Source organism: Mycobacterium sp. OTB74, assembly GCF_029892685.1.
Lineage (GTDB): Bacteria > Actinomycetota > Actinomycetes > Mycobacteriales > Mycobacteriaceae > Mycobacterium.
Window position 1 is genome coordinate 37,482 of the sequence record NZ_JARXVD010000024.1, and the last position, 21,175, is coordinate 58,656.

Genomic DNA, 21,175 nt, shown 5'->3' on the forward strand with positions numbered 1-21,175 from the left:
CCGGATATTCCAGCAGTTTCTGCTCTGAGTCCCGGCTGATTCCAGGTTTTATGTGCTTCCGCGCAGGTAGGAAGTCGATGTTTGGAAAGCGAAAAAAATGTCCTACGGCCCCCCGCGATCGGGTGTGTCGCGCACCGTTGATCCACAGGCTCGCGGGGCTCGGCGCTGCGGTCGGTCGACGCTCTCCGCTGTTAGGCTCTGACCCGAAATGGGTGTCGTGCGCAGCGGTGAGATCAGGGCTCTGTCCGGGCTGCGCATCGTGGCCGCTCTCTGGGTCGTCCTGTTTCACTTCCGTCCGCTGTTGCATCAGGCGTCACCGCCGCTCAGCGAGGCGCTCGCGCCGATCCTCGATTGCGGCGCCCAGGGCGTCGACCTGTTCTTCATCCTCAGCGGTTTCGTGCTGACCTGGAACTACCTGGATCGCTTGGGGCCGGCCTGGTCCTTGCGTGAGACGCTGCACTTCCTGTGGCTGCGGCTGGCCCGGGTGTGGCCCGTGTACCTGGTGACGATGCATCTGGCGGCCGTGTGGGTCATCTTCACCCTCAACGTCGGCAATTTCCCCTCGCCGGAGGCGGCCAACCTCACCGGGCCCAACTACCTGCGGCAGGTCTTCCTGGTCCAGCTGTGGGTCGTACCGTTCTTCGACGACACCAGTTGGGACGGTCCGGCTTGGTCGATCAGCGCAGAGTGGTTGGCGTACCTGCTGTTTGGGGCCCTGGTGCTGGTGCTGTTCCAGGTCGCCCGGGTCAGTCGGGCGCGCACCCTGCTGTGGTTGGCATTCACGGCGACGCTGCCGCCGCTGCTGTTCTTGGCCGCCACTGGCGCGTTCTACACGCCGTGGAGTTGGCTCCCGCGCATCGTCATGCAGTTCACCGCAGGCGCACTGGCGTGTGCGGCGGTACGCAAACTGGAGTTGAGTGACCGCGGCCAGAAGGTCGCCGGTTACCTGTCGCTTGTCATCGTCGCGGTCATCGTCGGCCTGCTGTACTGGTTCGACGCACACCCCATCTCGTCGATCCGCGACGATTTCGGCTTGGTCGACGTGTTCTTCCTGCCACTGGTGGTGGCGCTGGCGGTCGGCACCGGCAGCTTGCCGGCAGTGTTGTCGACCCGCGCCATGGTCTACGGCGGCAAGGTTTCGTTCAGCTTGTACATGGTGCACGAGTTGGTTCACCAAGGCTGGAATTGGGCCGCCGCCCAGTACCGCATCGACATGGAGCCGAGCTGGCACACCAAGTTCATCGTGCTGGGGCTGTTGGCGGGTGCCTTTGCAGGCTCGGTGGTGTTGTTCCACTATGTTGAAGAGCCGGCCCGGCACTGGATGCGGCGCATGGTCGGGTCCGCTGCCGGTGATGCGAAAAGTGATGCGGGACAACGGAAGCTTCAGGCTATCCACGATTCCGATCACGATTCCAACGCGCGTTCGTCGCGGGCCGGCTAACCGGAACACGTCAATGTTGAGCACATGGCTGGGGGATTAGTGCGTCGTCTGGGCACGCTGGTTGCGGTATTGCTGCTGTTGGTTGGGTTGACCGTCGCGGCGACGTCTATCGCGCCGACTCCGGCACGGTCGTACAACAACGTGAGTCGTGGCGCGCCGCCTGATCGCATCGCAGTGATCAGTGATTCGTATACGAACGGAACGGATCTCGGCGGTCAGGGCCCGCGCGGATGGCCGGCACAGGCCTGGCGGCAGTTGGCCGTCCAGGGCGTCGAGGTGGCCGCCGACGTCGCCGCTGAAGGACGAGCCGGATACGGCGTGCGCGGTGACCACGGCAGTGTGTTCGCAGACCTGACCGGCCTTGCTGTGCGGCCCGATGACGTGCTGGTGGTGTTCTTCGGTTCCCGCAACGATGAAAGCGTGGACCCGTTGGCGGTGTCCAGCCTGGCCCACGACGCCTTCGCGCAGGCGCGGCAGGTTGCTCCGGCCGCCCGACTGCTGGTGATCGGTCCGCCGTGGCCTACGCCCGACGTCCCGCAGCCCGTTCTGCAGATCCGTGACGCGCTGAACTTCCAGGCCGGATTGGCGGGTGCGCAATTCGTCGACCCGATAGCCCAGCGTTGGTTCATGGACCGTCCGGATCTGATCGCCTCCGATGGCGTGCATCCAACTGACGCCGGTCACGTCTATCTCGCAGGTCTGATCACTCCGTTGATCAGGGCCGCGCTGCCGGGCTGGACCTGAGTCAGCGCGCCGGCCGGAAAACCCATCCGCGAGCGACCAATTCGCCGACCACGGCCACTGCGCACGATTGCGACAGCAGTAGGGCGATCAGCACCAATACCTGAACTGCTCCGGCCTGGGTCGCCGACCCGGTGCTCAGCAATACGCCGACAAACGCGCCGGGCAGGGTCACCAGGCCTACCGTGCGGGTCTGGTCGATAGCGGGCAGCAGCGCGTCAGCGAGTTCGCCGGATACCACCTCGAATCGCGACTCGCGTTCGCTCAGTCCCAGGCTCAGAGCGGCTTCGACCTCGCCGACCCGCCGGTGCAGTGCATCGAGGCCGCGTTTGGCAGCAACCGCGGAGGCAGTCATGGTGCCGCCCAGCACAATTCCGACAATCGGCACCAGCGCGACGCCGGTTGCCGGAATCAGTCCGGTCAGCAGCAGGGCCGGTATCACCGCCAGCAGTCCGACGGCCAGCGGCAGTGCCATCCAGGCTGCGCTGCGACCGGCTTGGGTACGGCGCGCGGCGGTGAAGGTGGCGACGACGAACATGACGAGCAGTACCACGATGGATGACCAGAGGTGGGTCATTGCGGCGGCCAGCACGGTGGACACCGCGGCCAGTTGCACGACCGCCCGTGCCGCGGCGGCCGGGATCACCGTGATGCGCCCCAGACCTGCCAGCCAGTAGCACAGCGCCGCCGCAACGGTCATCGCCAGCAGCACGGCGGCCAGCGTCGGGCCCACCACCGTGGCAGTCATGGCATCAGTGTGCCGGGGGTAGTGCTGCGCGGGCTAATCCTCGACGCGAAGTTCGTTGCGGATGTCGTAGCGGACGTCATTGCCACCGGCCTCGCGGGCCCGTTCCATCGCCCGCGCGGCTGCCGCCAGCAACGCGTCGATGACGACCTGCGGCGGGTGGGCGGTCAGTGGCGCCAGCGGCGTAGACACCACGCCGATACTTGCGGTTACCCGTGACGGCGTGGATTTCATTGCGCCCTGCACCCGATCGATCAACGGTGAGGCATCCGGCGTGGTGAAGGTATCTGCGATGATGAATTCGCTGTCGGTGATATGCGCGGCAATCGCATTGCGGCGCACCGTTTCCCGCAGTGCCTTGCTGACGTCGATCCGGGCCTGATTCGCCCGGCGGACGCCGGAAACCGATATCAGGACCGGCAGACTGTCGATGCTGACCATGGCGAGCACCAGGTGCCGGTCGTCCTGACGGTTGCGGGCAGCCAAGAGGTTGGCTGCACGGGCGTAGAGGCCGGCGGTGTTCAGCAGTCCGGTCAGCGGTTCGATCTCACCGTGCTGGATGTCGTTGGAGTTGAGTCGGATGGCCACCCGGCAGGTGAAATACACGAAGACGTTGAGCAGCCCGATCACCAGCGTGGCGCATACGGCCAGCATCGGGTCGTGGGTACCGAGCCTGACTGCCGTCCAGAGCATGGTGGCCGAGGCCATGGTCCACAGCACTGCCAGCGTCCTGGGCTGGTGCAGAAAGGCGATGTAGGTACTGCCGAAAATATAGGTGGTCGCGGTCAGCAGGCCGAGCAGCGGATTGGACATGATCAAGCACGCGACGCTGGTCCAGACTCCGCCGAGGATGACGGAGACCGCCGATACGCGCCGCGACGGCCAGGCGTGGGGCCGCAGCCAGATCGCGGCGGAAATCACGCAGAACAACGCGATGCCGGCGGCCAGAGTTTCGGGAACGACACCATGCGGCCCCATGGGGCTGGCGATGAGTAGTGCCGGGACGAAACCCATACCCAGATTGAGGAAGGCGATGACCCGGGAGACCCGGGCCTGCAGTCCGCGCGCGGCCAATTCGGCAGTCAGCCAGTAATAGTGGTCCTGTCTGCTTTTGCTCACCACGCCCCCCGACGGTGCCCCGGGCCCGGCAATCGGTGAACCCGACGGCGTGAACTGCACCGATGCATAAGGAGCAGACTAACAATCGCATTTGGTGGCCATGGCCGTCTGCGACAAACTCGGTACCGGCGGTTCAGTGCGTGCGGTGGTGGGCGAGCACCCGGCCGGTGCGGGCCGATGGCGTGTCGCAGGACCTCCGACCTGACTTTCGTAAGGTAATCGAAATTTACTGTGCTGCAACTTCTTTGGCTGCGCTCGGCTGATATTCCGCGGACTGGCGGGGTGTCGTGGTTCGAAGATTGTTCGCCAACACACCGCCATGCCAACTCTTGACTGATTCCAAAAAAGCGCGTAGAAGTGAAGACGTGACATTGGACTACACGGAGCAGCTGCGGACCGCAGATCTTCGTGTGACACGCCCCCGCCTGGCGGTGCTGGAGGTGGTTTGCGGGCATCCGCATGCTGACACCGAGACCATCTTCGACGCGGTGCGCGGCGTTCTGCCCGATGTCTCCAGACAGGCTGTCTACGACGTGCTTGCCGCGCTCACTACCGCGGGTCTGGTGCGGCGGATCCAGCCTTCCGGCTCGGTCGCCAGATACGAGTCCCGGGTCGGCGACAACCATCACCATGTGGTGTGCCGATCGTGCGGGGTCATCGCCGATATCGACTGCGCGGTGGGCGAGGCCCCGTGCCTGACCCCGGCAGACACCAACGGTGCTCTTGACGGTTTCGTGCTCGACGAGGCCGAAGTCATCTACTGGGGTTTGTGCCCCGACTGCGTGGCTGCAACAACTTCGAAAACGTAGGGATCACATCCGTGATCACAGCCCAATTCACCACTCCCGGAAGGAAATGCAGTGCCTGAGGAAACCAACACCGGCGGTTGCCCAGTAGCCGGTGTGATCAAGCCGCCCGTCGAGGGCGGTAGCAACCGTGACTGGTGGCCCAACGCGGTCAACCTGAAGATCCTTCAGAAGAATCCCCCCGCCATCGACCCGACGGACGAGGGCTACGACTACCGCGAGGCCGTCAAGACCCTCGACTTCGAGGCCTTCGAACGCGATTTCGATGCCCTGCTGACCGACTCGCAGGACTGGTGGCCGGCGGACTTCGGTCACTACGGTCCGCTGTTCATCCGGATGTCGTGGCACGCCGCCGGCACCTACCGGGTCGAGGACGGCCGCGGTGGCGGCGGGCGCGGTATGCAGCGCTTCGCCCCACTGAACAGCTGGCCCGACAACGTCAGCCTGGACAAGGCCCGCCGCCTGCTGTGGCCGCTGAAGAAGAAGTACGGCAAGAAGATCTCGTGGTCCGACCTGATCGTCTACGCCGGCAACCGGGCCATGGAGCACATGGGCTTCGCGACCGCCGGCTTCGCCTTCGGTCGCCCGGACTTCTGGGAGCCCGAGGAGGACATCTACTGGGGCGCCGAGCACGAGTGGCTGGGCTCGCAGGACCGGTACGCCGGCTCGGGCACTGACCGGACCAAGCTGGAGAACCCGCTGGCCGCCAGCCACATGGGTCTGATCTACGTCAATCCCGAGGGCCCCGAGGGCAACCCGGATTATCTGGCAGCTGCCATCGATATCCGCGAGACCTTCGGCCGGATGGCGATGAACGACGTCGAGACGGCCGCACTGATCGTCGGTGGCCACACCTTCGGCAAGACCCACGGCGCCACCGACATCGAGAACGGGCCGGAGCCCGAGGCCGGGCCGCTCGAGCAGATGGGTCTGGGCTGGGCCAATCCCGGCCTCGGCAATGAGACCGTCAGCAGCGGCATCGAGGTGACCTGGACCCACACGCCCACCAAGTGGGACAACTCGTTCCTGGAGATCCTCTACGGCAACGAGTGGGAGCTGACCAAGAGCCCCGCGGGCGCCAACCAGTGGAAGCCCAAGGACGGCGGCTGGGCCAACTCGGTGCCGATGGCACAGGGCACCGGCAAGACCCATCCGTCGATGCTGACCACCGACCTGTCCATGCGGTTCGACCCGATCTACGGCGAGATCACCCGCCGCTGGCTGGATCACCCCGAAGAGCTGGCCGAGGAGTACGCCAAGGCCTGGTTCAAGCTGCTGCACCGCGATATGGGTCCGGTGGTGCGTTACCTCGGCCCGCTGGTGCCCAAGCAGACCTGGCTGTGGCAGGACGTCGTTCCGGCCGGTAAGACGCTGAGCGATGCAGACGTCGCTACCCTCAAGGCGGCCATCGCCGGGTCGGGTCTGACCGTTCAGCAGCTGGTCGACACCGCGTGGAAGGCGGCGGCCTCGTACCGCTCGAGCGATATGCGCGGCGGCGCCAACGGCGGCCGGATCCGGCTGCAGCCGCAGCTGGGCTGGGAGGTCAACGAGACCGACGAGCTGGCCCAGGTGATCCGCAAGCTCGAGGAGATCCAAGCTGCGTCCAACACCGGTGTGTCGTTCGCCGACCTGGTCGTCCTCGGCGGCGTGGTCGGTGTCGAGAAGGCGGCCAAGGCCGCCGGCTTCGACGTCACCGTGCCGTTCACCTCGGGTCGTGGCGACGCCACCCAGGACCAGACCGACGTCGAGTCGTTCGCGTACCTGGAACCCAAGGGCGACGGTTTCCGCAACTTCGTCGGCAAGGGTGACACCCTGCCGTCCGAGTACCGGCTGATCGACCGGGCCAACTTGCTGGGCCTGTCGGCTCCGGAGCTGGCGGTGCTGATCGGTGGTCTGCGCGTGATCGGCGCCAACCACGGCGGCTCGGACCTCGGGGTTCTGACGGACAAGAAGGGTCAGCTGACCAACGACTTCTTCGTCAACCTCACCGACATGGGCACCAAGTGGGCACCGTCGTCGGCCGATGACGGCACCTACGTCGGCACCGATCGTGCCAGTGGTGCGCAGAAGTGGACCGCCAGCCGCGTCGACCTGCTGTTCGGGTCGAACTCGCAGCTGCGGGCGCTGGCTGAGGTGTACGCCGAGGACGACGCCAAGGAGAAGTTCGTCAAGGACTTCGTCGCGGCGTGGGTCAAGGTGATGGACAACGACCGGTTCGACGTCTAGTTAAACCCGACTCAGTACCCCGTGAGCCATTCGGCTCACGGGGTACTGTGCTTTGGTGCATCTGGACGAACTGCAATGGTTCGTTGTGCTGGCCGAAACCGAGCACGTCACCGAGGCGGCCGCTGAATTGGGCATCACCCAGCCGACCCTGTCGCGGGCTCTGTTGCGGCTGGAAAAGCACGTCGGCACAACACTTTTCGATCGCGTCGGGCGCCGGCTGCGGCTGAACGCCTGCGGCCAGGTGCTGTTGGAGCATGCCCGACGGGCGATGGCCGAGTTCGATGTCGCACAGAGCCGGATCGACGCCCTGCTGGACCCGGACCGCGGATTGGTGCGGTTGGCATTCCTGCACTCGATGGCCAATTGGTTCGTGCCGGATGCGTTGCGGCGGTTCCGCTCTGATGCCCCGGCCGTGCGGTTCGAGCTGTTTCAGGGCGCCGCGCACGACATCGCCGAGCGGTTGTACTCCGGGCAGGCGGACCTGGCGATCACCTCACCACGCCCGACGCGGATTCCCTGTTCGTGGCGGGTGCTCTATGTCGAGCGACTGTGCCTGGCGGTTCCGGCCGAACACCGGCTGGCCGAGCGCGCGCGAGTCCGGCTGAATGAGGCCGCCGACGAGCCGTTTATCACCCTGTTGCCGGATTTCGGCCTGCGTCAGTTGACCGACCAGGTCTGGGCGGAAAGCGGTATCGCACCCGAGATCGCGTTCGAAGCCATGGAGATTCCAGCGATGGAGGGGCTGGTCGCGGCCGGATTCGGGGTGGCGGTGATGCCGCTGCCGCGGCCTGGTCGCGGCGACCCTTCGATGCGTTACCTTCCGTTGGCCAACTCCAAGGTCAAGCGCGAGGTCGGGATGGCCTGGGTCGACGGCCGTGCGCTGGTCCCGGCCGCAGAGCGGTTCGCACAGTTCGTGACGGCCGAATAGGCCGAGCGAGGCTGATTCATGCCCTATATGCATGAATCAGCCGAATTTCATGTATTGGACACATTGCATCGATGGTTTCTAACGTTTCGTGGGTGACTGTCCACGCTCGAACTGAAGCCCATCTGTGGACGGGCCGTCAACGTGGCTCGTCAGAGTACCGGTCGCTGCTCGCTGCGCTGTTCTGCGCTGGGGTGGCGACCTTTGCGCAGCTGTACTCGCCGCAGGCGGTACTGCCGTTGATCGCGCGCAGCTTGCACACGGGCGCTGCCGCGTCGGCTCTGATGGTGTCGGCGTCGACCATCGGGTTGGCGATCGGTGTCATCGGGTGGTCGGCGCTGGCCGACCACATCGGGCGGGTGCGTGCGATGTCGATATCAGTCGGCGTGGCAACGGTTTTGGGTCTGCTGGTGCCATTTGTCCCGACGTTTCAGCTATTGCTGGGTGGGCGGTTTGTCGAGGGATTGGCACTGGGTGGGGTGCCGGCTATCGCCGTGGCGTATCTGACCGAGGAAATCGAATCCGGACATGCGGCGCGGGCCGCTGGTACCTACGTTGCGGGCACCACCATCGGCGGGTTGGCCGGGCGGTTGGTATCGGCGCCGGTAGGGGAGGTGCTCGGCTGGCGGTGGGGCATGTTCAGCGTCGGATTGCTTTGCAGCGCAGCGGCTGTCGGCTTCGTGAGGTTGGCACCGGTGCCGCGTGGATTTGTGCCGGCGCGTGGCGGCGACGAAGGGTCGCTTGTGCAGCGGCTGCTGGCGAACCTACGCTCCGGCCGGCAACTGGCGCTGTATCTGCAGGGGTTCCTACTCATGGGCGGCTTCGTGGCGATGTACAACTTCCTGGGTTTCCGGTTGAGCGCGGCGCCATTCAATCTGTCGCAGGCGGTCGTCAGCTTGGTGTTCGTGGCGTACCTGGCCGGCACCTGGGCCTCGGCGCGGGCCGGGGCCGCGGCCAGCCAGTACGGGCGTCGCCCGGTGCTGTTGGGTTCGATTGCGGTGATGGTCATCGGAGTGGCAATTACCTTGAGCTACAACGTGGTTGTGGTGCTCGTCGGGCTGCTGGTGGCGACGGCCGGGTTCTTCGGTGCCCATGCCATTGCCTCAGGGTGGATCGGTCAGGTGGCCTTGGTGGGCAAGGCGCAGGCCTCGTCGCTGTACAACTTGGCGTACTACGCCGGCTCCAGTGTCATCGGCTGGTTTGGTGGGATCGCGTTGGACGCGGCAGGCTGGAAAGCCGTCGCGGGCACGATTCTGGTCCTGGAGGTCGTCGCCGGTCTGGCCGCCGCTGCGATCCTAAGGGATTGAGCGGAGCTGCCATCGACGTCGTAAGCCACGCCGGCGCCGCGAACCTCAGCCGGTCCTGCGCTCGACGCGCTCCTTGATCTTGTCCGACAACGATTCGGCCGCAAGCAGACTCGGCAGCAAGTCCGGTTCGAGGGTGAGCGCGCGAAACACCCGGGCGACGGTGACATCGTGCTCCGGGCGTTCGACCACGGTGATGCTGGCACCGGCGCGCAGCACGCCGGGCGCGATCACCCGAAGGTAGGCCCCCGGCACTGCCCTCGCGGTGAAAGTCTTGACCCACCCGCCGATCTCAAGCCAGGCGGCGAAGGTCCGGCAGGGGATCCGTGGCTCGGAGACCTCCAGCAATGGCCCGCCGTCGCCGATCTGCCAGCGCTCGCCGATCAGGGCGTTGGTCACCTCAAGGCCGGTGGTGGTGATGTTCTCGCCGAACGAGCCGTTGGTCAGGGCCCGATCGAGGTGAATTTGCCACTCGTCGAGGTCTTCCCGGGCGTACGCGTACACCGCCTGGTCATCGCCGCCGTGCACTTGATGGTCTCCGATGGTGTCGCCGACCAGACCGCTGCCGAGTCCGGTGTGCATGGGGCCGGGGGCGCGCACCGCAATAGCGTCGGCCGTCGGTTGCTTGTCGATACCGGTGATCAGATGCACTTTGTCGGGATTCGGCCGCGGGTGCGCCAGATTCACCGTCAAGACCGATGCCATGGAGCAAGCGTAGTTCGGTTATCGATGCTTTTCTTGATGCGCGGCACTGTGCGCAGCCGGTAGCGTTTGCGCTCGGCAGGGGCTGGCCAGTGTGACGAAAACCCGAAATCGATTGCAGCCGATAACCATTCGATCACATTTTCGACAATAATCTCGCGTGGACCCGCCGTGGTGTGGGATAGCGGCGCCGATTGGGGTAGAAGTGACTGTAGTGAAATATGTGAATGGATGGACCCCCGGGTTCGTAGCCCTCCGGATGTGACGCGACGTGCGTGCGTCCGAGCACCGCACCCATGTTTCACCTGGTTGGTTGTGAAACCGGCGATGACATCTTTGCGCCGCCGGAACGAGGAGAGGCGGTCGAGATGCGACGCATATTTCTGTTGGTGATGAGCGTGGGCTTGCTGGTGGCACCTAGTTTGACGATGCCGGGCATTGCGGCGGCAGACGCCAACACCTGGACCGGCGGTACGCACCGGCAGGCCATCGACTTCGTGATCCAGCGCGCGCTTTCCCAGCGCGGCGTGCCGTTCGTCTACGGCGGCGGCACCGCCAACGGTCCGAGCCTGCCTCCGGCCAACGTCACCCCGGCGGCCGTCCCGCAGGCGGGCCTGCAGTCGATGGCGGCGCCCCAGGCCGCTGCTCCTCAGGCTCCGAACATCATCCCTGGGCTGGCCGGACTGTTCGCCCCGACCCCGGCGCCGGCAGCGTTGCCGGCGCCGGCTCCGACGACTCCCGGCTTCGACGCCTCCGGTCTGGTCCAGTACGCCTTCGCCGGCGTCGGCATCAAGCTGCCGCGTTCGTCGGGTGAGCAGTACAAGGTCGGTCGTAAGGTGACTGCGGCGCAAGCGCTTCCGGGCGATCTGATCTTCTATGGCCCGGCAGGCTCGCAGAGTGTGGCGCTGTTCGTGGGCAACGGGCAGATGATCGAGGGCACCGAGCCGTCGGTCACGGTGTCCCCGGTGCGGACCAGCGGCATGGACCCCTACTTGAGCCGCATCATCGACTGGCAGTAACCCGCCGGCGGGGACCCGTGCGATTTGGGCGTGTTTCGTAATGCTGACCGTTACGAAACACGCCTGAATCGTAAATTAGACTGTTCGCTCGTGGGAATGCTCATCGGTTTCGTTCCGTGGATCGTCTACTGGATGCTGGTCGGCAATGTTCCGTGCAGCGTCTCGGCCGTCGTGGGGCTGGTCGTGGCGCTCGCGGCTTTCGCTCTGGGACGGGCAGCGCCGGGGTCCAAGGCTGAGTCGACCGAAGTCATTGAAATTGGCGCGGTCGCAACATTCTTCGTGGTGGCAGTGCTGACTTTCGCGATCGATCCTGATGTCGTGCAGCGGTGGCTGTTGCCGCTTACCGACGGTGGGTTACTTGCGACGGCGCTGGTCAGCGTGCTGATCGGACAGCCGTTCGTGCGCCCGTACGTCGCCGCCGGCCTGCCCGCCGATGTCGTCAAAACCGAACTGTTCGGCCGGATCGTGGGGCTGCTGTCCTGGATCTGGGTGGGAGCACTTGCTGCGATGACGGTGTCGGCGGCCATCCCGTCGGTCATCGACCCCGACAGCACCCTGTTCGACGCGAAGTCGCCGCTGTCCTACATCTGCTACTGGGTGGTGCCAACCGTGCTGCTGGCGATGGCGGCGTTGGTGTCCAAGGTGCTGCCGGACCGGATGACGGTCGGAATTGACGACGTCGCGCGCAAGACCACATTCGTCGCGTTCGCCGAAGCCGAGATCGACCAGCTGATCTATCTGGCCCAGGAACACGCCAATCGTGAGGTCGGTCCTGGCAAGGAGGCCTACAACGTCCGGATCGGCGGCAAGGGCACTCCACTGGTCGGCGACGACACCCGGCAGTCTTGGCCGTCCACCTACAAGGTGCGCGACAAGCGACGCTGAGCAGCGAATGCAGACACCACCGCTGAGCGGTGAATCATGACCCACCTGTACGGTGTCGGCGCCGTCTTGACACACTGTCGAACATGGCTCAGATAACACTGCGTGGTAACCCCATCAACACCGTCGGCGATCTGCCCGCGGTTGGCTCTCCGGCTCCGGCGTTCAGCCTGGTCGGCACCGACCTGGGGCCGGTGACCAACGATCAGTTCAGCGGTAAAGCCGTGGTGCTCAACATTTTTCCGTCGGTCGACACCCCGGTGTGCGCCGTCAGCGTGCGGACCTTCAACGAGCGTGCCGCCGCTTCGGGTGCCGCGGTCCTGTGCGTGTCCAACGACCTGCCGTTCGCACAGAAGCGGTTCTGTGGTTCCGAGGGCATCGAGAACGTCACCACCGCCTCGTCGTTCCGTGACAGCTTCGGTGAGGACTACGGCATTGCGCTGGCCGACGGTCCGATGGCCGGCCTACTGGCCCGCGGCGTCGTGGTGATCGGTGCCGACGGCAACGTCGTCTACACCGAGCTGGTTCCCGAGATCGGTCAGGAGCCCAATTACGACGCCGCGCTGGAAGCAGCGCAGTAAGACACAGCCCTGGCGGCAGCCAAGTAGTCGAGACGACAACTCGCTTTTGATCAGACGGGGCGCGTGCGTGGGCACGTGCCCCGTTTGTGGTATCTGATCGGGCATGATGGCTAGGTGTTGCGCTCCCGGCCGGTTCTCTCGTTGCGAACCATCGTCATCGTCGCCGCGTTGTCGGTGGTGGCTGTCGTCCTTGTCATCGGCACCTGGGTGTGGATCGGTGTCACAAATGACCAGTACAGCCAGTTGGATCGTCGGCTGGACTCGCTGAGCAGTCTGCGTGATGTGAACACGCTGCTGAATTACGCGCGGCAGAATTCCACCGGCACGCCGACGCCCGAAGGGAGCCTGGTGCGGACGGTGCGCATCGGCGATGCGACGGTGTCGGTGCCTTCGGACATCGTCTTGCCGCAGTTCGAGAACGGCTACACCACCACGACCATCAACGGTGTGGAGTACCGGGTTCGCACCGTCAGTACCGGCGCCGCGTCCATCGCGCTGGGTGCACCGTTGTCTGAGGCGAAGAATCAGATCAATGCGCTGCACACTCGCATTCTGGTGATCTGCGGCGGCGTCATCCTGGGGACATTTCTGGTCGGCGGCATCATGTGGCTGATCATGATCAATCCGTTCCGGCTGCTGGCTCAGCAGGCCCGCCAGATCAACGCCCAGTCCAACCCTGAAGAGGTCAAGGTGCGCGGGGTGTGGGAGGCGGTCGAGATCGCCGAGGCCGTCGAGGGCATGCTGGCCCGCATCGGCGAGGAGCAGAAGCGCACCAAGGCAGCATTGGAGTCGGCCCGCGATTTCGCCTCGGTGGCCTCGCACGAATTGCGTACTCCATTGACTGCGATGCGCACCAACCTGGAAGTGCTCTCGACCCTTGACCTCGGCGCCGATCAGCGCAAAGAAGTGATAAGCGACGTCATGCGTACCCAGACTCGGATCGAGGCGACCCTGGCTGCCCTGGAGCGGTTGGCGCAGGGGGAGCTCACCACGGCCGACGACCTGGTTCCGGTGGACATCACCGAACTGTTGGATCGCGCCGCCCACGATGCCATCCGCGTGTATCCGGATCTGAATGTCTCATTGGTGCCGTCGGCCACGGTGCTGATGCTGGGATTGCCTGTCGGGTTGCGGCTGGTGGTCGACAACGCCATCGCCAATGCCGTCAAGCACGGGGGAGCGACCCGGGTTCAGCTGTCGGCGGTCAGTTCGCACGATGGCGTCCAGATCGCAATCGACGACAACGGTTCGGGCGTACCCGAACATGAACGCGACGTTGTGTTCGAGCGGTTTTCCCGCGGCTCGACCGCATCTCACTCGGGATCCGGGCTGGGGCTGGCCTTGGTCGCACAGCAGGCTGAATTACATGGTGGCACAGCATCTTTGGAGCAGAGTCCGTTGGGCGGCGCGCGGTTGCTGCTGCGGTTGCCCGGGCCTCGGCCGGCGGCCGAGGCCAGCTGATCAGCTCACGGTCACAAACGGGCTCATGGCATCCCGCGCGAACTGGTTGATATCCAGGAACGGGTTGCCGTCCGGGTAGCTCACCGTCGCCAGGAGATTGGCACCCGCGTCGACGAAATCCCCGTCAGCGCGGTCCTGGTGGGTCGACGACGTGACCAGGATGATGCCCGAGGCGCCGGCCTGCTTGGCCAGCGGCACCGAGAACTGCGCGTTCTGCACCGTGCTATCGGCACGGGGTTCTGTGATGATGCGGTCGGCCGGCTAGCCGAGGACAACCAACATGGTTCGCATTGCATCGGCCTCAGTACGGCCACCCTGCGGGTTGCCACCGGTCACGATGACCGGTGCCTGCGGGAACATCTGCGCTACTGCCAGTCCCGTCAGCACCCGCCGCCGCAAGATGGGGCGCATCATTCCGTTGGGCTGCAGACCGTAACCCAGGATGACTATCGCCGGGTGCGAGAAGTCCTTGGAGGCCGGTGCCGGCGCGGCGTGCACGGCACCGGGGGTACACAATGCGACGACGGCGGCCAATGCCGTCAAAGGACGCCATCTGCCGCGCATCTCCCGCCCCCATGCTCCTGTGACAGTTGAGCACCATGGTACTGAGGTGATCGCCCTGATACCGACTGTCGGCTGATTCTTGCGACGCCGACACGGGTCACCGCACGGCCCCGGGTCTGTGGCCACGTCCGTGCGGGCCCGATTGCTTTGTCGTGTGCCCGATTTCGGCGGCGTAAATGTTGCGTCAGGACTTGCACGCGGCCTGATGACGGCGGGTTTGGGTGGCGATACATTCCATCTCAGCAGGGACCACCACCGTGTGGTTTCCATGAGTGTTGTGAGGTGATGGCTTTGCGGATCACGAGCTTCATCGAGTTCGTACGCGCCGGTTACGCGAGCGGAGCCCCGACCACCGGTTACATCCCGCTGCTGGGTTTGGTGCCGCGCCGACTTTGCGACGACGATATCGACACGATCGTTGGTGGATTCCAGCGGCAGCAGCGTCAGCTGGTCGGGGCCTCGGAGATCGGTATCGCGATCAGCGCGGTGACCGGACGACTGCCCTCCGAACAAGACATCGACCGGGTCTGCGATCGGCTGAGCATGAGCGGACTGGTGGTCAGGCTCCGCGGATAGCAGGCTTCCCTACAATTGGGCGATGTCGCAATACCTTTGGTCCGGACCTGGCAACTATGAGGCTCCGCAGTGTTGATCGGCATCGTCGCAGCACTGGTCGCCTGTTTCAGCTATGGCACCGCATCGGTCCTGCAGTCCTACGGCGCCCGGCGATCGGCGTCAGCCGCCAATCGCGGAACGGTCGTCACCGCTGAAGGTGGGCCGACCCTGCGGTCGACCATTACTGCCATGCTCGCACCGACATTCGTTGCTGGAATGGCGCTGGACGGCCTGGGCTTCGTTGGAAGCCTGGTGTCGGCGCGGCTGATACCACTGTTCCTGTCCCAGACCATCATGAGTGCAAACCTTGTGGTGACTGCGGTACTCAGCACGGTGGTACTGGGCATGCGGCTGCGGACTCGGGACTGGGTGGCGATCTGTACTGTCCTGGCGGCGCTGTGCGTCCTGGGATTCACCGCCGGTCACCTCGGCACGCCCGAACGACACATGCGCATCCACTGGGGCGTGTTGTTGGTGTCAACGGTCGTCCTGGTCGTCGGCGTCGCATTGGCGCGGTCACTCGGCCGTCGAGCCGCGGTTGTTGCTGGACTCTTCGCCGGCGTGTTGTACGGGGCGATGGCGGTGGCGGTGCGGGTCGTGCATGGTCTGGATCCGCTGAACCCGCCGGTACTGCTGGCAGACCCGGCGCTGTGGGCCATCGGTGTGGCCGGTGGTGGTGGCTTCTATCTGTTCACCGTGGCGCTGCAGGTCGGTTCGGTCAACGGCGTCGCTGCAGCACTGGTGGTCGGGGAAACGGTGGTGCCCGGCGTTGTCGGCGTTGTGCTGCTGGGTGATTCGGCAAAACCCGGATATGGTTGGCTCGTGGTACTCGCCTTCACCGCCGCGGTGGTGGGCGCCGTCGCGGTCGCCATTTTCGGTGCCGCTGAGTCGAATTCGGCGCCCTCGCCGGTGAAAAGCAGTTGACGGTGCGTCGTTATGTGGTGGTCGGTGCCGGGGCGATCGGTGGCACCATCGGCGGGGTGCTGGCCCAGGCGGGCGTGCCGGTGGTTCTGGTGGCGCGGGGACTGCACGGTGAGGTCTTGATGCGGCAGGGGCTGACCATCCGTACCCCGGATGGCGTCTTCCAGGTGCCGGTGCAGGCGGTCTTCACGCCGGACGAGGTGACGCTGACCGACCAGGACGTCTTGGTATTTGCCACCAAGACTCAACAACTCGATGCTGCGCTGCGCGATTGGGTGGACCGGCCCGTCACTCGCGCATCAGGCGGAACATCAACGGCGGCAGAGACTTTGCCGGTGTTGACAGCCTTGAACGGGGTGACCGCAGAGGAGCTGGCGCTGCGTTACTTCCGTCGGGTGTACGGGGTGTGCGTGTGGCTGCCGGCAGTGCACCTGGAACCAGGAGAGGTGATCATCCGGTCGTGGCCGCTGGTGGGGCAGTTCCATATGGCGCGCTGGCCGTCGACCATTGGCACGCCCGACGACGCCGTTCTGCTCAGCCAGATCGCCCGCAGTTGGACTGATGCCGGTATCCGGGTCGCCCTGCCGAATGACGTGGCGCCGTGGAAGTACAACAAATTGTTGACCAACCTGGGCAACGTGGTTGGCGCTCTGCTCGGCGACGATCGTGCCGGTGCATCGGTCGGGGCGGCGGCTCGCTACGAAGGTCAAGAAGTGTTGCGGTATGCGGGAATTGATGCGGTTCCGTTTGAGGTATCGGACGCCGCGCGGGCAGATGGGCCGCATCCACGCGAGGTTCCCGGGTTGGCAGCCGGCGCCACCAACTCGACGTGGCAGTCGCTGCGCCGTCAGACCGGAGACGCGGAGACCGACTACCTCAACGGTGAGATCGTGCGGATAGCTCACCGCTGCGGCTTGGCGGCACCGGTCAATTCGGTTCTTGCCGCGCTCGGTCGGCGTGCAGTCCGAAAGCAGGCCGAGCCGGGGTGGTGTTCCACCGCCGAATTGACCGCTCTTATCGAAGCGGCTCGGCGTGGTTGAGCGGCCCGGCCTGCCGAAGGACTAGTCCTCCTTACGGATCAAGCGCGACAACGCCTTTCGGTCTTCGGCAAGCAACTCGTCGATACGCGGCTGGTTGACATCGGCGACGATGATCTCACCGACCTCCTGGTACACATCGCTGAAAATGCCGTGCGCCTTCATCTTCTCGGTCTGATAGATGTTGTCCTCGGTCGGCGTCACGTAGTAGACGATCTCCGGCTTGAACCGGTGGATCAGCCAGACGTGGATCAGGTCCATCAGGCGTTTCTTACGCAGCTTCTCTGCAAAGGTGTTCTGGTCGCGCACCGTCAGAATGTTGCGGCCGTGCCGGTCCTTGATGGGGTCGACGACGACGTTCGCCAGCGGCTCTGTACCGTCGCCGTAGATACCCAGGTCCAGTACGTCAGACCCGGCACGGCGTGGTCTCAGCTGCACGTGCAGCTTCTCGCCGATCTGGTTGTAATCGCCCCACATGGCCAGCCACTCTTCGAGCAGCTTCTTGGGCACCTCGGTCTGCACAAGGTGCTGGTGCTGCGTGGAGCCGGCGCCCATCGCCTTGGTGGTGGCGGTCCGGCCCGAGGAGGCCGCCAGCGCAGCATCGCTGCGCGGCCCGCCGACCAGCGTTTGCGGTGTGCGGTAAGGGGATTCGACCAGCCGCATCTTGCGTTGCAGCCGGGCCAGCGCCAACATCCCTTCCTGCTGTAGTGATGTTGCGAACTCCTCGCAGGCGACCCCGTCCACCTGGTGCCCGCCGTAGGTGATGAAGTTGAAGACGAACCCCATCTTGCCGAGTTCTGCTGGGAACGCTCGCATTTCGTCGTCGGTCATCCCGGTGGTGTCCCAGTTGAATGACGGCGACAGGTTGTAGGCCAGCATCTGCTCCGGGTGCACAGCATGGATGGCGTCGGCGAACTGCTTGGCGTCGGCCAGATCCGCGGTCTTGGTCTCCATCCACAACAGGTCCGCAAACGGTGCGGCGGCAAGGGATTTGGCGATCGCATAGGGGATGCCGCCGCGCACCTGGTAGTAGCCCTCAGGAGTCTTGGCAAGCTCGCAGTCCCACGCTACATCGACACCCAGATCGCGGGCTTTTGCCTGTGCGGCGTACAGTGACGCACTGGCGGCGAACGTGCGCCATTCAGCCGGCGTCATGGCAGCGGCCTCGCCCTCTTTGGCCCGGAACTGGAGCACTTCGGCGACGGCCTCGCCATAGGTGTTCAGCCCGGAATCCGCTTGCCACGCTTCAACGAACTTCGACTCCACCTTGTCGAACAGCGAGTCAACCGACTGGCTCGGATCCTGCTGCCAGGCGGCGGCCGCATCGTCGATCAGGCCGACGATGCCGTGGCTGTCCAGCCAGGCGTCTGCGGTGGCGTACTCGCCCTCGGGTAGCGCGTAGAGCAGGTGGCCTCGCAGATCGGTGACGCCCTTGTTGTTGAAGCGCCGCATCATGGCTAGGAAGCACGACTTGTACGACGGGATCTTCAGATTGGTGGCGCCCAGCAGGAACGGTTGATCGCGCTCGTCGGCGCGGCTGTCGATCAGATTGGCCGCCTCGGCGTCGGTGCGGGCCACGATGATGCCAGGCACCCCCATGATGTCCAGCTGGAACCGTGCGGTGTTGAGCCGCTTGAGTTGTTCGTCAGAGGGCACCAGCACCTTGCCGCCCTGGTGGCCACACTTCTTGGTGCCGGGGCGCTGATCCTCGATGTGGTATCCGGCGACACCGGCCTCGACAAAACGACGAATCAGGTTGCGTACGTGGGGATCTCCGCCGTGGCCGGTGTCGGCGTCGGCGATGATGAACGGCCGGTAGTCGAACGGGGCGACCGCGGCACGTTGTTCGGGGGTCATCTGCAGCCGCAGGTACTGCTGGTTACGGTCCGCGGTCAGCAGGGCACGCACCAGGCCCGCGGCCTCGTCGGGTACTTGGCTCAGCGGATAACTGGCCAGATCGGGACCGGGGTCCTCGCTGATGGATCCTTTGGCCGAGGTGGCCCAACCACCGAGGTAGATGCCCTCGATGCCCATCCGTTTCATCACCACGGCCTGCCCCGGTGAGTAGGGACCGAAGGTGGTGATGGATTTCTTCTGACTGAACAGTTCGCGCAGGCGTGGATAGAACGCGGCGGCAGCTTCGCGGGCGACTGGGTAGTCGGTGGTGATGGTGCCGCGCTGCTCTACCACCTGGCGAGCGGTGTAGAGGCGGGTGATGCCGGTGAAGCGGGAGCTGTCGAAATACTGCTGCACCGCGAGGACATCGTGTTCAAACGGCGTTTGCGTTGATGATTCGGCTTCGATGGCCATGGACTGGTGCTCCTTGCTGAGCTTGCTCTCCGATGGACTCCCCGAGTTTATCGCCGCGCGGCGGCTTCGCTGCGGTTTCGGCGTCCACGATCGGGTCGGCCAGGACCACGGCGCTGGCAGGTACGTTGGGCTGATGGCCAACGCAGTGCGATTCAGTGAAACTGGTGGACCAGAAGTTCTGCGTTGGGAAGAGCTACGCGTCGGAGAGCCCGGTCCCGGCGAGGTCCGGATTCGGCACCATGCGGTTGGCCTGAACTTCGCTGACATCTACTTCCGCACCGGTATGTACCCGGCGCCGCTGCCGTCGGGCATCGGTGTCGAGGCGGCTGGTGTGATCGAAGCCGTAGGCCCCGATGTGCCGGGCTTCAGCGTCGGCGACCGGGTCACCTATACCGGCAGCCCACTAGGCGCCTACAGCACCGAACGTGTCATGGCGGCGTCGCATCTGATCGCCTTGGACCCCGCGGTGGGGTTTGAGTCGGCCGCAGCGTCGACCATGCGCGGATTGACGACCGCCTATCTGCTGCGCCGCATCCATCAGCTCTCACCTGGCGACACCGTGGTCCTGCACGCCGCCGCGGGCGGGGTTGGTCTGCTGTTCTGCCAGTGGGCAAAGTTGTTGGGCATCAAGGTGATCGGCACAGTGTCTTCCGAAACGAAGGCCGAGGTTGCCCGGGCGAACGGCTGCGCGGAGGTGGTTGTGCTTGGCCGCGACGACCTGGTCGAGCGGGTACGCAATCGCACCGGCGGAAAGGGCGTGCCGGTCGTATATGACAGCATCGGCGCGGCCACCTATAACACGTCGCTGGACTGTCTGGCCCGACGCGGACTGCTGGTCTGCTTCGGCACCGCGTCGGGGCCGGTCCCGCCGATCGATGCAATGCAATTGGCTTCCAAGGGTTCGCTTTTCGTCACCCGGCCCGCCCTGGCGGATTACATCGCCGATCCCGAGGAACGCGCCGAGCTGGCCGGGGAATTCTTCGGTCATGTCGCGGCAGGCCGGATCGCCGTACAGATCAACCAGCGGTACGCACTCCGCGACGCCGTTGACGCCCACCGCGAACTGGAATCCGGGCGCAGCGTCGGTTCGTCGGTGCTGCTGCCCTGACCTCGGATTGCAACGGGTCGTCAGCCCGCTGTGCCGACGAGGATCAGCATCATTCCCACTGCCGTCAGCGTGATCGCAGTGATCCCCGCGGTGTGTTCCTGCACCCGGTGCCGCATCCGATCCAGCCATTTGTCGGCATAGCGGGAGGCCAGCAAGTGCGCGAGAACCGGTAGGGCCGTGGTAATTCCGGCCCACACGACGAAATAGCCGACGGCAGCGGCCTTGTCGACCGGATTGCTGACCGCGATGTCGATGGCGACCCCGCCGGCGATGCACGCCAGGAGGAATTTGGGATTTGCGACGGCCAGCAGGAAGCCGATGACAGCGGTACTGCGGGGTGACGCATGCTGCAGGCGGGCGAACCAGCCCGAAGGGTCGGCGTAATGGCTGCGCCGGAGCCAGGTGATGACGCCCAGCGCGATCAACCCGATCCCGATCCAGATCTGAATGCGATGCCCGGTCCGCGGCGCCGAATCGGGGCTTGCCGGCGCCACCGCGATCACCACGGTGATCAGCGAGATGATCCCTGCGAGCCAACCCGCCAGGTAGGTCAACCCGGTGAGGCGCGGGCGGTCGGAATAGAGCAGCAGCAGAACAGGCGGCAGAAACGCCATCGGGGACAGTGCGACGATCAGGGCATAGGGGATCAGCTCGGCGTACATGGTGCC

The 21,175-nt window shown here is 65.1% G+C and carries 19 protein-coding genes and 1 pseudogene; 14 read left to right on the top strand and 6 right to left on the bottom strand.

The annotated features are described in order from the left end of the window. The first annotated feature begins 208 nt into the window (after positions 1–208). The gene (locus M2432_RS24550) at positions 209–1,441 is read left to right on the top strand and encodes an acyltransferase (RefSeq protein ID WP_280829450.1); all 1,233 of its coding nucleotides are present in this window, start codon (positions 209–211) and stop codon (positions 1,439–1,441) included. Positions 1,442–1,465: 24 nt separating this feature from the next. Continuing rightward, positions 1,466–2,185 carry a GDSL lipase gene (locus M2432_RS24555; RefSeq protein ID WP_280829451.1) on the top strand — a complete coding sequence of 240 codons (720 nt, stop codon included), beginning with the start codon at positions 1,466–1,468 and terminating at the stop codon, positions 2,183–2,185. 1 nt (position 2,186) lies between these two features. On the opposite strand, the gene M2432_RS24560 is transcribed toward M2432_RS24555, so the two are convergent. Both M2432_RS24560 and M2432_RS24565 read right to left on the bottom strand, forming a co-directional pair. Then, on the bottom strand, positions 2,187–2,930 hold the full coding sequence (locus tag M2432_RS24560) for an ABC transporter permease (protein ID WP_280829452.1): 744 nt from the start codon (positions 2,928–2,930) through the stop codon (positions 2,187–2,189). A 33-nt stretch (positions 2,931–2,963) separates the two neighbouring features. Beyond that, the gene (locus M2432_RS24565; protein WP_280829453.1) at positions 2,964–4,046 is read right to left on the bottom strand and encodes a GGDEF domain-containing protein; all 1,083 of its coding nucleotides are present in this window, start codon (positions 4,044–4,046) and stop codon (positions 2,964–2,966) included. 365 nt (positions 4,047–4,411) lie between these two features. On the opposite strand from M2432_RS24565, the gene M2432_RS24570 reads away from it, so the two are divergent. From M2432_RS24570 to M2432_RS24585, 4 genes are all read left to right on the top strand, one after another. Then, positions 4,412–4,855, top strand: coding sequence for a Fur family transcriptional regulator (locus tag M2432_RS24570; RefSeq protein ID WP_280829454.1), 444 nt, complete (start codon positions 4,412–4,414; stop codon positions 4,853–4,855). A 51-nt stretch (positions 4,856–4,906) separates the two neighbouring features. Next, positions 4,907–7,078: a catalase/peroxidase HPI gene (gene katG, locus M2432_RS24575; protein WP_280829455.1), complete on the top strand. Its 2,172-nt coding sequence runs from the start codon at positions 4,907–4,909 to the stop codon at positions 7,076–7,078. Between the two features lie 55 nt (positions 7,079–7,133). Then, on the top strand, positions 7,134–8,006 hold the full coding sequence (locus M2432_RS24580) for a LysR family transcriptional regulator (RefSeq protein ID WP_280829456.1): 873 nt from the start codon (positions 7,134–7,136) through the stop codon (positions 8,004–8,006). A gap of 92 nt (positions 8,007–8,098) precedes the next feature. Continuing rightward, positions 8,099–9,310: an MFS transporter gene (locus tag M2432_RS24585; protein WP_280829457.1), complete on the top strand. Its 1,212-nt coding sequence runs from the start codon at positions 8,099–8,101 to the stop codon at positions 9,308–9,310. Between the two features lie 45 nt (positions 9,311–9,355). Here M2432_RS24585 and M2432_RS24590 read toward each other — a convergent pair whose 3' ends face one another. Beyond that, positions 9,356–10,012: an MOSC domain-containing protein gene (locus M2432_RS24590; protein WP_280829458.1), complete on the bottom strand. Its 657-nt coding sequence runs from the start codon at positions 10,010–10,012 to the stop codon at positions 9,356–9,358. 365 nt (positions 10,013–10,377) lie between these two features. On the opposite strand from M2432_RS24590, the gene ripD reads away from it, so the two are divergent. The 4 genes from ripD to M2432_RS24610 all read left to right on the top strand — a co-directional run bounded on the left by ripD (position 10,378) and on the right by M2432_RS24610 (position 13,952). After that, a complete protein-coding gene (ripD, locus tag M2432_RS24595; protein ID WP_280829459.1) occupies positions 10,378–11,028 on the top strand; it encodes an NlpC/P60 family peptidoglycan-binding protein RipD in 651 nt (216 codons plus the stop codon). A gap of 90 nt (positions 11,029–11,118) precedes the next feature. After that, positions 11,119–11,913: a hypothetical protein gene (locus M2432_RS24600; RefSeq protein WP_280829460.1), complete on the top strand. Its 795-nt coding sequence runs from the start codon at positions 11,119–11,121 to the stop codon at positions 11,911–11,913. An 83-nt stretch (positions 11,914–11,996) separates the two neighbouring features. Beyond that, positions 11,997–12,491, top strand: coding sequence for a thiol peroxidase (tpx, locus tag M2432_RS24605; RefSeq protein ID WP_280829461.1), 495 nt, complete (start codon positions 11,997–11,999; stop codon positions 12,489–12,491). A 114-nt stretch (positions 12,492–12,605) separates the two neighbouring features. Beyond that, positions 12,606–13,952, top strand: coding sequence for a HAMP domain-containing sensor histidine kinase (locus tag M2432_RS24610; RefSeq protein WP_280829462.1), 1,347 nt, complete (start codon positions 12,606–12,608; stop codon positions 13,950–13,952). Here M2432_RS24610 and M2432_RS24615 read toward each other — a convergent pair. Beyond that, positions 13,953–14,516, bottom strand: a pseudogene (locus tag M2432_RS24615) (YdcF family protein). 291 nt (positions 14,517–14,807) lie between these two features. Here M2432_RS24615 and M2432_RS24620 point away from each other — a divergent pair. From M2432_RS24620 to M2432_RS24630, 3 genes are all read left to right on the top strand, one after another. After that, positions 14,808–15,092, top strand: a complete 285-nt coding sequence (locus M2432_RS24620; RefSeq protein WP_280829463.1) for a DUF3349 domain-containing protein — start codon at positions 14,808–14,810, stop codon at positions 15,090–15,092. A gap of 69 nt (positions 15,093–15,161) precedes the next feature. After that, positions 15,162–16,055, top strand: a complete 894-nt coding sequence (locus tag M2432_RS24625) for a hypothetical protein (protein WP_280829464.1) — start codon at positions 15,162–15,164, stop codon at positions 16,053–16,055. A gap of 2 nt (positions 16,056–16,057) precedes the next feature. Next, on the top strand, positions 16,058–17,092 hold the full coding sequence (locus tag M2432_RS24630; RefSeq protein ID WP_280829465.1) for a 2-dehydropantoate 2-reductase N-terminal domain-containing protein: 1,035 nt from the start codon (positions 16,058–16,060) through the stop codon (positions 17,090–17,092). 21 nt (positions 17,093–17,113) lie between these two features. Here the strand turns inward: M2432_RS24630 and aceA are convergent, their stop codons facing one another. Beyond that, positions 17,114–19,399 carry an isocitrate lyase ICL2 gene (aceA, locus tag M2432_RS24635; protein ID WP_280829466.1) on the bottom strand — a complete coding sequence of 762 codons (2,286 nt, stop codon included), beginning with the start codon at positions 19,397–19,399 and terminating at the stop codon, positions 17,114–17,116. Between the two features lie 133 nt (positions 19,400–19,532). Here aceA and M2432_RS24640 point away from each other — a divergent pair, with 133 nt between their 5' ends. Further along, complete coding sequence (locus tag M2432_RS24640) at positions 19,533–20,507, top strand: quinone oxidoreductase (protein ID WP_280829467.1); 975 nt, start codon at positions 19,533–19,535, stop codon at positions 20,505–20,507. Between the two features lie 20 nt (positions 20,508–20,527). Here the strand turns inward: M2432_RS24640 and M2432_RS24645 are convergent, their stop codons facing one another. Next, positions 20,528–21,169 carry a GAP family protein gene (locus M2432_RS24645; RefSeq protein ID WP_280829468.1) on the bottom strand — a complete coding sequence of 214 codons (642 nt, stop codon included), beginning with the start codon at positions 21,167–21,169 and terminating at the stop codon, positions 20,528–20,530. Positions 21,170–21,175: the final 6 nt, after the last annotated feature.

Coding starts and splice junctions, on each gene's coding strand:
- M2432_RS24550 (WP_280829450.1), top strand. CDS start 209: ATGGGTGTCGTGCGCAGCGGTGAGATCAGGGCTCTGTCCGGGCTGCGC.
- M2432_RS24555 (WP_280829451.1), top strand. CDS start 1,466: ATGGCTGGGGGATTAGTGCGTCGTCTGGGCACGCTGGTTGCGGTATTG.
- M2432_RS24560 (WP_280829452.1), bottom strand. CDS start 2,930: ATGACTGCCACGGTGGTGGGCCCGACGCTGGCCGCCGTGCTGCTGGCG.
- M2432_RS24590 (WP_280829458.1), bottom strand. CDS start 10,012: ATGGCATCGGTCTTGACGGTGAATCTGGCGCACCCGCGGCCGAATCCC.
- ripD (WP_280829459.1), top strand. CDS start 10,378: ATGCGACGCATATTTCTGTTGGTGATGAGCGTGGGCTTGCTGGTGGCA.
- tpx (WP_280829461.1), top strand. CDS start 11,997: ATGGCTCAGATAACACTGCGTGGTAACCCCATCAACACCGTCGGCGAT.
- aceA (WP_280829466.1), bottom strand. CDS start 19,399: ATGGCCATCGAAGCCGAATCATCAACGCAAACGCCGTTTGAACACGAT.
- M2432_RS24640 (WP_280829467.1), top strand. CDS start 19,533: ATGGCCAACGCAGTGCGATTCAGTGAAACTGGTGGACCAGAAGTTCTG.
- M2432_RS24645 (WP_280829468.1), bottom strand. CDS start 21,169: ATGTACGCCGAGCTGATCCCCTATGCCCTGATCGTCGCACTGTCCCCG.